11 protein-coding genes are annotated in these 13,224 nt (G+C 70.3%); 10 read left to right on the forward strand and 1 reads right to left on the reverse strand.

Features of this window, described 5'->3' with window-relative positions:
- Positions 1-238: 238 nt before the first annotated feature.
- Complete coding sequence (locus tag ACFQ2V_RS18250) at positions 239-1,237, reverse strand: substrate-binding domain-containing protein (protein ID WP_386054312.1); 999 nt, start codon at positions 1,235-1,237, stop codon at positions 239-241.
- A 388-nt stretch (positions 1,238-1,625) separates the two neighbouring features.
- Between ACFQ2V_RS18250 and ACFQ2V_RS18255 the strand changes: the two genes are divergently transcribed.
- The 10 genes from ACFQ2V_RS18255 to ACFQ2V_RS18300 all read left to right on the forward strand — a co-directional run bounded on the left by ACFQ2V_RS18255 (position 1,626) and on the right by ACFQ2V_RS18300 (position 12,999).
- The gene (locus ACFQ2V_RS18255; protein ID WP_386054313.1) at positions 1,626-2,630 is read left to right on the forward strand and encodes a Gfo/Idh/MocA family protein; all 1,005 of its coding nucleotides are present in this window, start codon (positions 1,626-1,628) and stop codon (positions 2,628-2,630) included.
- A 13-nt stretch (positions 2,631-2,643) separates the two neighbouring features.
- Positions 2,644-3,687, forward strand: a complete 1,044-nt coding sequence (gene iolC / locus ACFQ2V_RS18260; protein WP_386054314.1) for a 5-dehydro-2-deoxygluconokinase — start codon at positions 2,644-2,646, stop codon at positions 3,685-3,687.
- Positions 3,684-4,610, forward strand: coding sequence for a Cgl0159 family (beta/alpha)8-fold protein (locus ACFQ2V_RS18265; RefSeq protein ID WP_386054315.1), 927 nt, complete (start codon positions 3,684-3,686; stop codon positions 4,608-4,610). The genes iolC and ACFQ2V_RS18265 overlap by 4 nt, the downstream gene beginning before the upstream one ends.
- Positions 4,607-5,512 (forward strand): 5-deoxy-glucuronate isomerase, encoded by a 906-nt coding sequence (iolB, locus tag ACFQ2V_RS18270; RefSeq protein WP_386054317.1) that lies wholly within the window; start codon positions 4,607-4,609, stop codon positions 5,510-5,512. The genes ACFQ2V_RS18265 and iolB overlap by 4 nt, the downstream gene beginning before the upstream one ends.
- Positions 5,509-7,464, forward strand: coding sequence for a 3D-(3,5/4)-trihydroxycyclohexane-1,2-dione acylhydrolase (decyclizing) (gene iolD / locus ACFQ2V_RS18275; protein ID WP_386054318.1), 1,956 nt, complete (start codon positions 5,509-5,511; stop codon positions 7,462-7,464). Before iolB ends, iolD begins: the two co-directional genes overlap by 4 nt.
- A 31-nt stretch (positions 7,465-7,495) precedes the next feature.
- Positions 7,496-8,377, forward strand: a complete 882-nt coding sequence (locus ACFQ2V_RS18280; protein ID WP_386054319.1) for a sugar phosphate isomerase/epimerase family protein — start codon at positions 7,496-7,498, stop codon at positions 8,375-8,377.
- A 56-nt stretch (positions 8,378-8,433) separates the two neighbouring features.
- Positions 8,434-9,933 carry a CoA-acylating methylmalonate-semialdehyde dehydrogenase gene (locus ACFQ2V_RS18285; RefSeq protein ID WP_386054321.1) on the forward strand — a complete coding sequence of 500 codons (1,500 nt, stop codon included), beginning with the start codon at positions 8,434-8,436 and terminating at the stop codon, positions 9,931-9,933.
- 74 nt (positions 9,934-10,007) lie between these two features.
- Positions 10,008-10,940 carry a TIM barrel protein gene (locus tag ACFQ2V_RS18290; protein ID WP_386054323.1) on the forward strand — a complete coding sequence of 311 codons (933 nt, stop codon included), beginning with the start codon at positions 10,008-10,010 and terminating at the stop codon, positions 10,938-10,940.
- Positions 10,941-10,983: 43 nt separating this feature from the next.
- Entirely contained in the window at positions 10,984-11,988 is a 1,005-nt protein-coding gene (locus ACFQ2V_RS18295; protein WP_386054324.1) for a Gfo/Idh/MocA family protein, read from the forward strand.
- A 156-nt stretch (positions 11,989-12,144) separates the two neighbouring features.
- Positions 12,145-12,999: an NYN domain-containing protein gene (locus ACFQ2V_RS18300; protein WP_386054325.1), complete on the forward strand. Its 855-nt coding sequence runs from the start codon at positions 12,145-12,147 to the stop codon at positions 12,997-12,999.
- The last annotated feature ends 225 nt before the right edge of the window (positions 13,000-13,224 follow it).

Consider the following 13,224-nt stretch of genomic DNA (forward strand, 5'->3'; position numbering starts at 1 on the left):
CGGGGCGACGATCAGGAAGAAGATGAAGATCACGATCGCCGCCACCAGGGCGCCGATCTCCGGCCGGGCCAGCAGCCTGTTGGACAAGCCGAGGGTGACCCGGTTGGAGGCCTCGGCGGGGGCCGAGGGTGACGGGTCCGTCTTGACGGGGGTGCTACTCATGACAGCTCCAGTGCTGTTCGGCAGGGGCTGGGGCCGCCCCGGACGAGCTGGGAGGGCCCGCAGCCCCTGCAGGCGGTTAGCGAGTGTTCTGCTTGATGAACGGGAGGACCTGGGCGATGTTCGCCTTGTCGACGAAGGAGGGGCCGGTCAGCACGGCCTGACCGCCGCCGAGGATGTTGCCGTTCTTCTTGAACAGGTAGAGCTGGGTGACCGCCATGTAGCCCTGCAGGTAGGGCTGCTGGTCGATGAACCACTCGATCTTGCCGTCGCTGACCGCCTGGGCCGCGTCCGGGTTGGTGTCGAAGGTCCCGATCTTGACGGTCACCCCGGCTGTCTGTGCCGCCTTGACCGTGTCGAGGGCCTGCGGTGCGCCCAGGGTGATGACCCAGTTGATCGAACTGTCCTGGGTCAGCTTCGCCTGGACCGCGCTGGTGACCGCGGCATCGTCAGCGCCGTTGACCTGCAGGTTCTCGGTGTTCGGGAAGGAGTCCTTGACGCCCGCGCAGCGGTCCTCCAGGGCGACCGACCCGGTCTGCTGGATGGTGCAGAGGATCTTCGTGGCGCCGGCGGCTGCGGCGCGCTTGCCCGCCTGCTGTCCGGCCAGCTTCTCGTTGGATGCGAAGTGCGTCAGGGCGCCCGCCTTCTGGAAGAAGTCGAGGCCCGAGTTGAAGGTGTCGACGGGGATTCCGGCGTCGACGGCCTTCTTGATCGTGGGAATGAGCGCGTCGGGCGTGACCAGCGTGGTCGCGATGCCGTCGACCTTGGAGTCGATCGCGTTCTGGATGAGGACCGCCTGCTTGCTGGCCTCCGGGTCCGACGAGTACTTGAGCGTGGCGCCGGTGTCCTTGGCGGCCTGCTGCGCACCGGCCTTGATGCGGTCCCAGAACGTGTCGCCCGGGGTCTCGTGCGTGATCATCGCGAAGGTGTAGCCGCTGTTGCCGCCGCCGCCTCCGCCGCCTCCCGTGGACGTCGTGCTGGGGGCGCCGCCGCCGCTGCAGGCGGTCAGGAGCAGGGCCGCGCTCGTGGCCATGCCGGTGGCGACGATCAGTCTCTTGCGAGTCCGAGTCGGAGTCATCGTTGATTCCTTTCGTTGCGTCGCGTGGCCCGGTCGCCGGAGTGACGCGACGATCTGTGACGGTTCTTCCGTCGATCAGAGATCTGGTTGTCCCGCGAGCGGTGCGGCGGGTCGTTGAGGGGCGTGTCATCGCCTGCTTCGAGACGACGGCGAGGGGCGGCGGCTGGTGACTGTCGACCTCCGCACTGGCTCCGCGTCGCGGTGGACATCGCTGTCGGTGCCCACAGGTCCCGGCGTCAGTGCCAGCGATTGGAGGATGCCTCCGCCGGTCGCGTCATGTCAAGAGATTGAGCAAACATAAGAATGTCCTAACATTTGCTTGACATCGCCACCGTGGTCGCTGGACGATCGGTGTCACCAAGCACGAGACACCCGAGGGAGTGTGCACATGCGCATCGGACTGGCCGGAGTCGGCCGCATCGGGGCGTTCCACGCCGAGACCCTCCGCGACCTCTCCGAGGTCGACGAGGTCGTCGTCGCGGACCTGGACGCCGACGCAGCCAAGGCGGTCGCCGAGCGACTCGGCGTCGGGTATGCCGCCTCGCCGGCCGAGCTGCTCACGCAGGGCGTCGACGGCTTCGTCATCGCCACCGCGACGCCCGGCCACGCACCGCTGCTGCGCCTCGGTCTCGAGGTCGGTGTGCCGACCTTCTGCGAAAAGCCCGTCGCCGCCACGCTCGACGAGACCATGGACCTCGCCAAGCTCGTCTCGCAGACGAGCACGCCGGTCCACGTCGGCTTCCAGCGCCGCTTCGACCGGGGGTACCAGCGGGCCCAGCAGGCGGTGGCCGCAGGTGAGCTCGGCTTCCTGCACAGCATCCGCGCGCAGACCCACGACCAGGCGCCACCGCACGCCGCCTACATCCCGACGAGCGGCGGCCTCTTCCGCGACTGCTCGATCCACGACTTCGACATCATCCGCTTCGTCACCGGCCGCGAGGTCGCCTCGGTCTACGCCACCGGTGCCAACAAGGGCGCCGCCTTCTTCTCCGAGGCGGGCGACGTCGACACCGCCGCGGCCGTCCTCACGCTCGACGACGGCACGCTCGTCTCCCTCTCGGCGACCCGTTACAACGGCGCCGGCCACGACGTACGCATGGAGGTCCTCGGCAGCGACGGCACCCTCGGCGTCGGCTACGACGACTCCCTCGCCGTCACGTCGGCCGAGCCCGGCGCCACCTACCCGGTCGGCCCGCGCCACTGGTCGTTCATGGAGCGCTTCCTGCCCGCCTACCGCGCCGAGCTGACCGCCTTCGCAGCCGTCGCCCGCGGCGCCCTGACCTCGCCGTGCACCGTCGGCGACGCCCTCCAGGCCTTCCGTGTCGCCGAGGCGTGCGAGCTGTCGCGCCGTGAGGGTCGGCCCGTGTCCCTCGACGAGATCCCGAGCCTGTGAGGACGTCGCACCGATGAGCACCCAACCCCCCACCACGGCCGGCCAGGCCACGCCGGCCGGCGAGACGGCATACGACGTCGTCGCGATCGGCCGCACCGGTGTCGACATCTACCCGCTCCAGCACGGCGTCGGCCTCGAGAAGGTCCGCACGTTCGAGAAGTTCCTCGGCGGCAGCGCGACCAACGTCGCCGTCGCCGCAACCCGCCACGGACACCGCACGGCGCTCATCACCCGCACCGGGCACGACGCGTTCGGCCGCTACATCCACGAGGCGCTGCAGGACTTCGGCGTCGACGACCGGTACGTCACCGCTGTCGACGGGCCGCCCACGCCCGTCACGTTCTGCGAGGTCTTCCCGCCCGACGACTTCCCGCTGTACTTCTACCGCTACCCGGCCGCCCCCGACCTGCTCGTCGAGCCCGAAGAGATGCCGCTCGACGCGATCCGCGACGCCGGCGTCTACTGGTCGACGGTCACCGGGCTGTCGCAGGAGCCGAGCCGCGCCGCGCACTTCCGCGGCTGGGCGGCCCGCGCCCGCCGCACCCACACGGTGCTCGACCTCGACTACCGGCCGATGTTCTGGTCCGACCCGGCCGAGGCGAGCGAGCAGGTCGGCAGCGCCCTCGACCACGTGACGGTCGCCGTGGGCAACCGCGAGGAGTGCGAGGTCGCCGTCGGCGAGACCGACCCGCAGCGGGCGGCCGACGCCCTGCTCGAGCGTGGCGTCGAGCTCGCGGTGGTCAAGCAGGGCCCCAAGGGCGTCTTGGCCGCGACGCGCGACGAGCGCGTCGAGGTGCCCCCGTTCCCCGTCGAGGTCGTCAACGGTCTCGGGGCCGGGGACGCCTTCGGCGGAGCCCTCTGCCACGGACTGCTCGAGGGCTGGGACCTGCGCCGTGTCCTCGAGTTCGCCAACGTCGCCGGGGCGATCGTCGCCAGCAAGCTCGAGTGCTCCACCGCCATGCCGACCTCGGCCGAGGTCGAGGAGCGCCTGGCCGGCGCGCACTCCCCCCAGGGCTCCCGCAACCCGTTCGCCGCCGTCGCCGAGGAGGCACGATGACCACCACGCACCCGCCCACGACTCCCGGCCTGGGTGCTGGTGTCGCGGTCGCCGACCTGACCGAGATCCGCGTGCGCGAGCCCGGGCGCATCGCGGCGGCCTGGGCCGCCCGTGAGCACCGCCCGCTCGTGGGCGAGGACGGCCGCATGCTCCTCGTGGCCGCCGACCACCCGGCCCGCGGCGCGCTCGGCGTGCGTGGCGCAGGGGCCGCGATGGCCAGCCGCAGCGACCTGCTCGAGCGCCTCGTCACCGCGCTCGGTCGGCCCGGTGTCGACGGCGTGCTCGGCACGCCCGACGTGCTCGACGACCTGCTGCTGCTCGGCGCGCTCGAGGGCAAGGTCGCGATCGGCTCGATGAACCGCGGCGGCCTGCAGGGCGCGAGCTTCGAGCTCGACGACCGCTTCACCGCCTACACGGCCGCCGAGATCGCGGCCCGCGGCCTCGACGGCGGCAAGATGCTGACGCGCATCTGCCTCGACGATCCCGGGACCGTCGCGACGCTCGAGGCGAGCGCCCGCGCCGTCACCGAGCTCGCCGAGCGTCAGCTCATGGCGATGGTCGAGCCGTTCCTCTCGACGCGTGAGGGTGGGCGTGTGGTCAACCAGCTCGACCCCGACTCGACGATCAAGTCCATCCACATCGCCGCCGGCCTGGGCGCCTCCAGCGCGCACACGTGGCTCAAGCTGCCCGTCGTCGACGAGCTGGACCGGGTCATGGACGCGACGACGCTGCCGACGCTGCTGCTCGGCGGCGACCCGCAGGGCGACCCCCACGACACGTACGCGTCGTGGGGTCGTGCGCTCGACCTGCCTGCCGTGCGCGGGCTCGTGGTGGGCCGCGCCCTGCTCTTCCCGCCCGACGGCGACGTCGCCGCGGCCGTCGACATCGCGGCCGGGCTCGTGCACGGTGGGAGCGCGGCATGAGCTGGCACCACCCCTTCGGCAGCACGGCGCGAGACGGCTGGGACGTCGTCGTCGAGCCCGACGCGTCGGGCTGGGAGCACACCGGCCTGTATGCCGGCCGCCTCGCCGACGGCGACGCCCGCACCCACGAGGCCGGGCGCCGTGAACACGTCGTCGTCCCCCTGTCGGGGTCGGTGCACGTCGCCGTCTCGGGCGCGGCGGGTGAGCACGAGGCGAAGCTCGCCGGCCGCTCCTCGGTCTTCGCCGGGGCATCCGACGTCGCGTACGTGCCGGCCGGGTCGTCCCTCACGGTGACGGCGGTCGGCGACGCGCGCGTCGCGGTCGTCTTCGCGGTCACCGAGACGGCCGAGGCCCGCTTCCCCTTCCGGCACGTGTCCGCCGACGAGGTGCCCGTCGAGCTGCGCGGTGCGGGCATCGCGTCGCGGGAGGTCCGCAACTTCGGCGTCCCCGGCGTGCTCGAGGCCGACTCGATCATCGCCTGTGAGGTCGTCACGCCGGGCGGCAACTGGAGCTCCTGGCCCCCGCACAAGCACGACGAGGAGCGGCCCGGCGAGGAGACCGCGCTCGAGGAGATCTACTACTTCGAGGTCGCCCCCTCGGCCGGAACGCCGGCAGCCGCAGCGACGGATCCCGTTGGCTACCAGCGCGTCTACGGCACGGAGCACCGCCCCATCGACGTGCTCGCGGAGGTGCGCGCCGGAGACGTCGTGCTCGTGCCGCACGGCTGGCACGGCCCGGCCATCGCGGGCCCGGGCTACGACATGTACTACCTCAACGTCATGGCCGGTCCCGGTGAGCAACGCGCCTGGCTCATCTGCGACGACCCCGCCCACGGCTGGGTGCGCGAGACCTGGCCCGACCAGCCCGTCGACCCCCGACTTCCCCTTGGAGGCACCCGATGACGCGTGATCTGCACGCCGGCGCAGGCGAGACCGTGCGCCTCACCGTGGCGCAGGCCGTGGTGCGCTTCCTGGCCAACCAGTGGAGCGAGCGCGACGGCGAGCGGCAGAAGCTCTTCGCCGGCTGCTTCGGCATCTTCGGCCACGGCAACGTCGCCGGGCTCGGTCAGGCGCTGCTGCAGAACGAGCTGGCTGACGGCGACGAGCACCTTCCCTACGTCCTGGCCCGCAACGAGCAGGCGATGGTGCACACGTCCGTCGCCTACGCGCGCCAGAAGGACCGCCTCCAGACGTGGGCCTGCACGGCCTCGGTCGGCCCCGGCTCGACGAACATGCTCACCGGTGCGGCGCTCGCGACGATCAACCGGCTTCCCGTGCTGCTGCTGCCATCGGGCACCTTCGCGACCCGCGTCAGCGCCCCCGTGCTCCAGGAGCTCGAGCAGCCGTATGCCGCCGACGTCACGGTCAACGACGCCTTCCGCCCGCTGTCGAGGTTCTTCGACCGGGTGAGCCGGCCTGAGCAGCTGCCGTCGGCGCTCCTGGGTGCGATGCGGGTGCTCACCGACCCGGTCGACACCGGTGCCGTGACGGTCGCGCTGCCGCAGGACGTGCAGGCCGAGGCCTTCGACTGGCCGGTCGGGCTCTTCTCGCCACGCACGTGGCGGGTGGCTCGCCCGCTGCCCGAGGCCGTCGACGTCGAGGACGCGGCTGCGCTGATCCGCTCGGCGAAGCGGCCGATGGTCGTCGCCGGGGGTGGCGTGCACTACTCCGGCGCCGAGGAGGCGCTGCGCGCTTTCTGCGAGGCCACCGGCATACCGGTCGGTGAGTCGCAGGCCGGCAAGGGCTCGCTGCCGCACGGGCACCCGCAGGAGATGGGCGCCGTCGGCTCGACCGGCACGACGGCAGCGAACGCGCTCGCCGCCGAGGCCGACGTGGTCATCGGCATCGGCACGCGCTGGAGCGACTTCACCACGGCTTCGCGAACGGCCTTCCAGGACAACGGAGTCCGCTTCGTCAACATCAACGTCGCACGCTTCGACGCGGGCAAGCACTCGGGGCTGTCGGTGGTCGCCGACGCCCGAGAGGCGCTGACGGCGCTGACGGCCGCCCTCGAGGGGTATGCCGTCCCTGCCGACCACAAGGCACGTCAGGCCGCCCTGTGGGCCGAGTGGGACGCCGTCGTCGAGAGCGCGTTCAACCCGCCGACCGAGGTGACCGACAAGCTCGCCGACGGCCTGCTCACCCAGGGCCAGGTGCTGGGCGCGGTCAACGAGCTCACCGACCCGCGCGACGTCGTCCTGTGCGCTGCCGGCTCGATGCCCGGCGACATCCACAAGCTGTGGCGGGTGCGCGACCGCAAGGCGTACCACGTCGAGTACGGCTACTCCTGCATGGGCTACGAGGTGCCGGCGTCGATCGGCGTCCGCCTCGCCGACGCCTCGCGCGACGTCTTCGCCATGGTCGGCGACGGTGGCTACCTCATGATGCCGACCGAGCTCGTGACGGCCGTGCAGGAGCGGGTCAAGGTGGTCGTCGTGCTCGTGCAGAACCACGGCTTCCACTCGATCGGCTCCCTGTCGGAGTCCCTGGGCTCGCAGCGTTTCGGCACGTCCTACCGGTTCCGTGGCGAGCAGTCCGGACGCCTCGACGGCGACGTGCTGCCCGTCGACCTCGCCGCCAATGCCAGGTCACTCGGCGCGCACGTCATCGAGGTGCACTCGCTCGAGGACCTGCACCAGGCCATCAAGGAGGCCAAGGCGTGGCCGTCCGACGGCGGCCCGGTCGTGATCCACGTCGAGACCGACCCGTTGGTCCACGCGCCCGACAGCGCGTCGTGGTGGGACGTGCCGGTCTCGGCGGTCAGCGACCTCGAGACGACGCAGACGGCATACGGCGAGTACCTCGACCACAAGGCCACCCAGCGACCGCTGCTCACCCCGCCCAGCGCGGACTGAAACCCCTGGCCGACAAAGGAGTTCGCCCCTCATGAAGCTCGCTCTCGACCCCTACATGTTCCGCGCGGCACCGCTGCTCGAGCTGCCCGCCCTCGTCGCCGAGCTCGGCTACGAGTGGATCGAGCTGTCGCCGCGCGACGACTTCATCCCGTTCTTCAACCACCCGCGCGTCGACGACGCCGGCGTGGCCGCGTTCCGCAAGGAGCTCTCGGCCGCGGGGATCGGCGTCTCGTCGGTGCTGCCGCTCTTCACGTGGAGCGGCCCCGACGAGGACGAGCGGCAGGCGGCGGTGCGCTACTGGAAGCGCGCCATCCAGATCGCCTCCGACCTCGGCGTCGACACGATGAACTCCGAGTTCAACGGCAACCCGCGCGAGGCGGCGGTCTGCGAGCGGCGGTTCTGGAAGTCGATGGAGGAGCTGCTGCCGGTCTTCGAGAAGGAGGGCATCCGGCTCGTCCTCGAGCCGCACCCCGACGACTGGGAGGAGGACGGCAAGCGCGCCGTCGACCTCATCCGCGGCATCAACTCGCCCAACGTCTCGTTCCTCTACTGCGCGCCCCACACGTTCCACCAGGGCAACGACTGCGACGGGATCATGGACAGGGCCGGTGACCTGCTGACGATGGTCCACGTCGCCGACGCCTACGACCACACCGCGTCATCAGGGCTGCGCTACATCGTCAACCCGCCCGGATCGCAGGTCACGGTGCACCAGCACCTCGACATCGGCCAGGGCGAGGTCGACTTCGACCAGTTCTTCCGCGGGCTCGAGCGCATCGGGTTCGACGGGATCGTCACCTCCTGTGTCTTCGCGTGGGAGGACCGCGCCCGCGAGTCGACCACCTACATGCGCGACACCATCCGCAGCTACCTCGACAAGTGGTCGACGCCGCCCACGTTCGTCTCCCCCTGACGCCGGCCACCCGGCACACCTCCGCAGTTCGTCTGTCTCACCTCGAAGGACCCACCATGAGCACGCCCACCCGCATCACCCACCTCATCGACGGCCGGTCGTGGACCGGCACCGCCGAGCGCACGTCGCCCGTCTTCAACCCCGCGACCGGTGAGCAGACCGGCGTGCTCGACCTCGCCTCCGCGGCCCTCGTCGACGAGGCCGTCACGTCGGCCGCGGCCGCCTGGGAGGAGTGGGCCGACGCCTCGCTCGCCAGGCGCGCCCAGGTGCTCTTCGCGTTCCGCGAGCTGCTCAACGCCCGCAAGGACGAGATCGGCGCGCTCATCACGGCCGAGCACGGCAAGGTGCTCTCCGACGCCGTCGGTGAGGTGACGCGAGGCCTCGAGGTCGCCGAGTTCGCCTGCGGCATCCCCCACCTGCTCAAGGGCGGCTTTAGCGAGAACGCCTCGACGAACGTCGACGTCTACTCGATCCGCCAGGCCGTCGGCGTCGTCGCCGTCATCTCGCCGTTCAACTTCCCCGCGATGGTGCCGCTGTGGTTCATCCCGATCGCGATCGCCTGCGGCAACGCCGTCGTCCTCAAGCCCTCCGAGAAGGACCCGTCGGCGGCCCTCGCGATCGCCGCGCTCTGGAAGGAGGCGGGCCTGCCCGACGGCATCATGCAGGTCGTCCACGGTGACAAGGAGGCCGTCGACGCGCTGCTCACCCACCCGGACGTGAAGTCGGTGTCGTTCGTCGGCTCGACGCCGATCGCGAAGTACGTCTACGAGACGGGCACGGCGCACGGCAAGCGCGTGCAGGCCCTCGGGGGCGCGAAGAACCACATGCTCGTGCTGCCCGACGCCGACCTCGACCTCGCCGCGGACGCCGCGGTCAACGCCGGCTTCGGGTCCGCCGGTGAGCGCTGCATGGCGATCTCGGCCCTCGTGGCCGTCGAGCCCATCGCCGACGAGCTCATCTCGAAGATCCGCGACCGCATGGGCAAGCTCGTCACCGGCGACGGCACGCGCGGCGCCGACATGGGCCCGCTCGTGACGAAGCAGCACCGCGACAAGGTCGCCGGCTACCTGGACTCCGGTGTCGCCGACGGCGCAACCCTCGTCGTCGACGGACGCGAGAGCGACTTCGACGCCGACGGCGAGGGCTACTTCCTCGCGCCCACCCTCTTCGACGGCGTGAAGCCCGGCATGTCGGTCTACGACGACGAGATCTTCGGCCCCGTGCTGTCGGTCGTTCGCGTCGGCTCCTACGACGAGGGGCTGGAGCTCATCAACAGCAACCCCTACGGCAACGGCACCGCGATCTTCACGAACGACGGCGGCGCGGCCCGCAGGTTCCAGCGCCAGGTCGAGGTCGGCATGGTCGGTGTCAACGTGCCCATCCCGGTGCCCGTCTCGTACTACTCGTTCGGCGGCTGGAAGAACTCCCTCTTCGGCGACACCCACGCCCACGGCATGGAGGGCGTGCACTTCTTCACCCGCGGCAAGGTCGTCACTGCGCGCTGGCTCGACCCGAGCCACGGCGGCCTCAACCTCGGCTTCCCGCAGAACGACTGAGCGCACCCGCCCTCACGACCCAGCGCAACGCGTACGTACGCCTTCACCGCCTTCCCCCGAAAGGACCCCGAACGATGGCCGAGTCCAAGGCCCGCAACACCGACGAGCGTTACAGCAAGCTGACGATCGGCGTGTGTCCCGACCAGTGGGGCGTGTGGTTCCCCAACGACGACAAGCAGATCCAGTGGGAGACCGCGCTCGACGAGATGGCCGAGGCCGGCTTCTCGGTCATGGAGACCGGCCCCTTCGGCTACTTCCCGAAGGACGCCGCGCGGCTCAAGGAGGAGATGGACAAGCGCGGCTTCCGCGTCGTCGCCGGCACCGGCTGGGGCATCCTGCACAAGCCGGAGGCCTGGGCCGACACCGAGAAGACGTTCCGCGAGATCGCCGAGACGCACGCAGCCGTCGGCGCGGAGTACATCGTGCACCTGCCGCCGCTCTTCCGGGACGACAAGACGTGGGAGTTCACCGACGACCGCACACTGTCGACGGAGGCGTGGAACGCGTACATCGCCAACGCCGACAAGCTCGGACGCATCATGAAGGAGGACTACGGCCTCCGGATGGTGCTCCACCCGCACGGTGACAGCCACATCGAGACGCCCGAGGACATCGACCGCATCTTCCAGGCGACCGACCCCGAGTACGTGGGCTTCTGCCTCGACACCGGCCATGTCGTCTACGGCGGTGGCGACCCGGTCGAGCTGTGCCGCAAGTACCCCGAGCGCATCTCCTACGTGCACATCAAGGCCATGGACGAAGGGCTCGTGAAGCAGGCCCACGACGAGGACTGGCCGTTCGGTCTCGCTGTCGCGAAGGGCTGCTCGGTGCGGCCACCGGCCGGGGCGCCCGACATGCCGCCGCTCATCGAGGCGCTGGCCGACCTCGACAAGGACCTGTACGTCGTGTGCGAGCAGGACATGTACCCGTGTGACCCGTCCTACCCGCTGCCCAACGCCATCCAGACCCGCGAGTACCTCGCGTCCATCGGCCTCGGCCTGCTCTGAGCCTGCGGTTCAAGGCGATTCACTGACGAAGGAGTCAACGACAATGACTGTTCGCATCGGGATGATCGGTCCCGGCGGCATGGGTCAGGCCCACATCGACCGCATCCACTCCGTCATCGCCGGCGGTCGGGTCGTCGCGGTGAGCGATGTCGACGAGGTGCGTGCCAAGGAGGTCGCCTCGCGCATCGACGGGACGGCGTACGCCGACTCGGCCAGCCTGATCGCGTCCGACGAGGTCGACGCCGTGATGATCTGCAGCTACGGACCGGCCCACGAGGTCGACGTGCTGGCGTGCATCGCTGCCGGGAAGCCGGTGTTCTGCGAGAAGCCGCTGACGCCGACCGCGGAGGCCGCACTGCGGATCATGGAGGCGGAGCAGGCAGGTGGGCGCCGTCTGGTGACAGTGGGGTTCATGCGGCGCTTCGACCGCAGCTACCGCGAGATGAAGGCGCTGCTCGACTCGGGCGAGCTCGGGGAGACGCTCATGGTGCACTGCGCGCACCGCAACCCGACCGTGCCCGAGCACTACACGTGGGACATGGCCATCAACGACACCGCGATCCACGAGGTCGACACGATGCGGTGGCTGCTCGGCGAGGAGTTCGTGTCGGCTCGTGTCGACAAGCCGAAGAAGACGTCGCTGCGCTTCGAGCACCTGCAGGACCCGCTCGTGCTCGTCCTCGAGACCGAGTCGGGCGTGCGGGTCGACGACGAGATCTTCGTCAACTGCCAGTTCGGCTACGACATCCGCTGCGAGGCCGTCGCCGAGAAGGGCGTCGTGTCCCTGGCCGACCAGAACGCCGTCGAGGTGCGCGACGGCTCCGGCCACCGCAACTCGATCGCGCGCGACCACAACGACCGCTTCTGGGGGGCGTTCGTCACCGAGGTCCAGGAGTGGATCGCGGCCGTCGCGCGCGGCGAGCACAAGGGGTCGACGTCGTGGGACGGGTATGCCGCCGCGTGCGTCTGCGACGCAGGCGTGCGGGCGCTCACCGACGACGGCGTGGTCAAGGTCGAGATGATCGCCAAGCCCGACTTCTACGCCTGAGCCGGCGACGGAGGGACCGGGGCGCGGCCAGTCCGAGGGGAGCTCGCCGGGCCCCGCGTCGCCTGACGTGTTGCGAGCGGGTGGCGCGTTCACGGGACCGCAGGGCGGGCGGGTAGGTCACACTTGCCGCGGAACCGACCGAGGGGAACGACCAACATGACCGACGACAGCACTCGTCTCGCCGTCCTCATCGATGCTGACAACACGTCTGCGAAGCTGATCAAGGAGATGTTCGACGAGCTCGCCGGATACGGCACCATCACGGTCAAACGCGCCTACGGCGACTGGACCAACCCGCACCTGACCGGGTGGCGCGAGGTGCTGCTCGGCAACGCCATCTCGCCCCAGCAACAGTTCGCGTACACCGTCGGCAAGAACGCCACGGACTCGGCGCTGATCATCGACGCGATGGACCTGCTCTACTCCGGCAACGTCGACGGCTTTGCGATCGTGTCCAGCGACAGCGACTTCACGCCCTTGGCCACTCGCCTGCGGGAGTCAGGCAAGCGCGTGATCGGTGTGGGCCAGCGCAAGACCCCCAAAGCCTTCGTCGAGGCGTGTGAGCGGTTCCTCTTCCTCGAAGTGCTCGCCGGTAGCGGAGTCGACGATCCCGACGAGTCCGAGCTGGTCAAGGGTGAGCCCACGCGTCCCATCGAGAGCGTGCTGACCCGCGCCCTGCAGAAGGTGGACACCGACGACGACGACTGGACGCCGCTCAGTGCCCTCGGCAACCACCTGCGCCGAACCGACCCGTCGTTCGACTCACGCAACTACGGCTTCAGCAAGCTGGGCGAGCTGGTCCGGGCGCAGGCCTACGTCGAGACGAAGACGGTGACCGGCTCGAACGGGAACGGCCAGCTGTGGGTGAGACGCAAGCCGCGCCGACCCGCCGCCGAGCCAGCCGAAGAGACATCTGCAAAGAAGGCTGCGCCGAAGAAGACCGCCAAGCGAGCCGCAACGAAGTCGGCAAAGAAGGCGATCAACGCACCTCGACAAGCCGGGCGGCCCTGAGCCTCGACGTCAACCACGGGTCGGCAGGTTCCGGACGGTCGAGCGCAGCACCGATGATCTGGCGTCCCCTCGGATCTTGCTCCGCTCAGCGGAGCAAGATCCGAGGGGACGTTCTGGTCGGCTCATCGGTCCGGCGACCCGGAATTTTGACCTCGCCGGTCAGTCACACGACGGGCTCGCTGCCGTTGCGCACCGAGCCGGCCAGCTCCCGTGCAGAGCTGGCCG

Origin of the sequence: Terrabacter terrigena (genome assembly GCF_042676085.1) — a bacterium.
Classification (GTDB): Bacteria; Actinomycetota; Actinomycetes; order Actinomycetales; family Dermatophilaceae; genus Terrabacter; species Terrabacter terrigena.

What these genes read in the sequence shown, in the direction of transcription:
- ACFQ2V_RS18295 (WP_386054324.1), top strand. Translation starts at nt 10,984, where the DNA reads ATGACTGTTCGCATCGGGATGATCGGTCCCGGCGGCATGGGTCAGGCC.
- ACFQ2V_RS18250 (WP_386054312.1), bottom strand. Translation starts at nt 1,237, where the DNA reads ATGACTCCGACTCGGACTCGCAAGAGACTGATCGTCGCCACCGGCATG.
- ACFQ2V_RS18255 (WP_386054313.1), top strand. Translation starts at nt 1,626, where the DNA reads ATGCGCATCGGACTGGCCGGAGTCGGCCGCATCGGGGCGTTCCACGCC.
- ACFQ2V_RS18300 (WP_386054325.1), top strand. Translation starts at nt 12,145, where the DNA reads ATGACCGACGACAGCACTCGTCTCGCCGTCCTCATCGATGCTGACAAC.
- ACFQ2V_RS18285 (WP_386054321.1), top strand. Translation starts at nt 8,434, where the DNA reads ATGAGCACGCCCACCCGCATCACCCACCTCATCGACGGCCGGTCGTGG.
- ACFQ2V_RS18265 (WP_386054315.1), top strand. Translation starts at nt 3,684, where the DNA reads ATGACCACCACGCACCCGCCCACGACTCCCGGCCTGGGTGCTGGTGTC.
- iolB (WP_386054317.1), top strand. Translation starts at nt 4,607, where the DNA reads ATGAGCTGGCACCACCCCTTCGGCAGCACGGCGCGAGACGGCTGGGAC.
- ACFQ2V_RS18290 (WP_386054323.1), top strand. Translation starts at nt 10,008, where the DNA reads ATGGCCGAGTCCAAGGCCCGCAACACCGACGAGCGTTACAGCAAGCTG.
- iolC (WP_386054314.1), top strand. Translation starts at nt 2,644, where the DNA reads ATGAGCACCCAACCCCCCACCACGGCCGGCCAGGCCACGCCGGCCGGC.
- ACFQ2V_RS18280 (WP_386054319.1), top strand. Translation starts at nt 7,496, where the DNA reads ATGAAGCTCGCTCTCGACCCCTACATGTTCCGCGCGGCACCGCTGCTC.
- iolD (WP_386054318.1), top strand. Translation starts at nt 5,509, where the DNA reads ATGACGCGTGATCTGCACGCCGGCGCAGGCGAGACCGTGCGCCTCACC.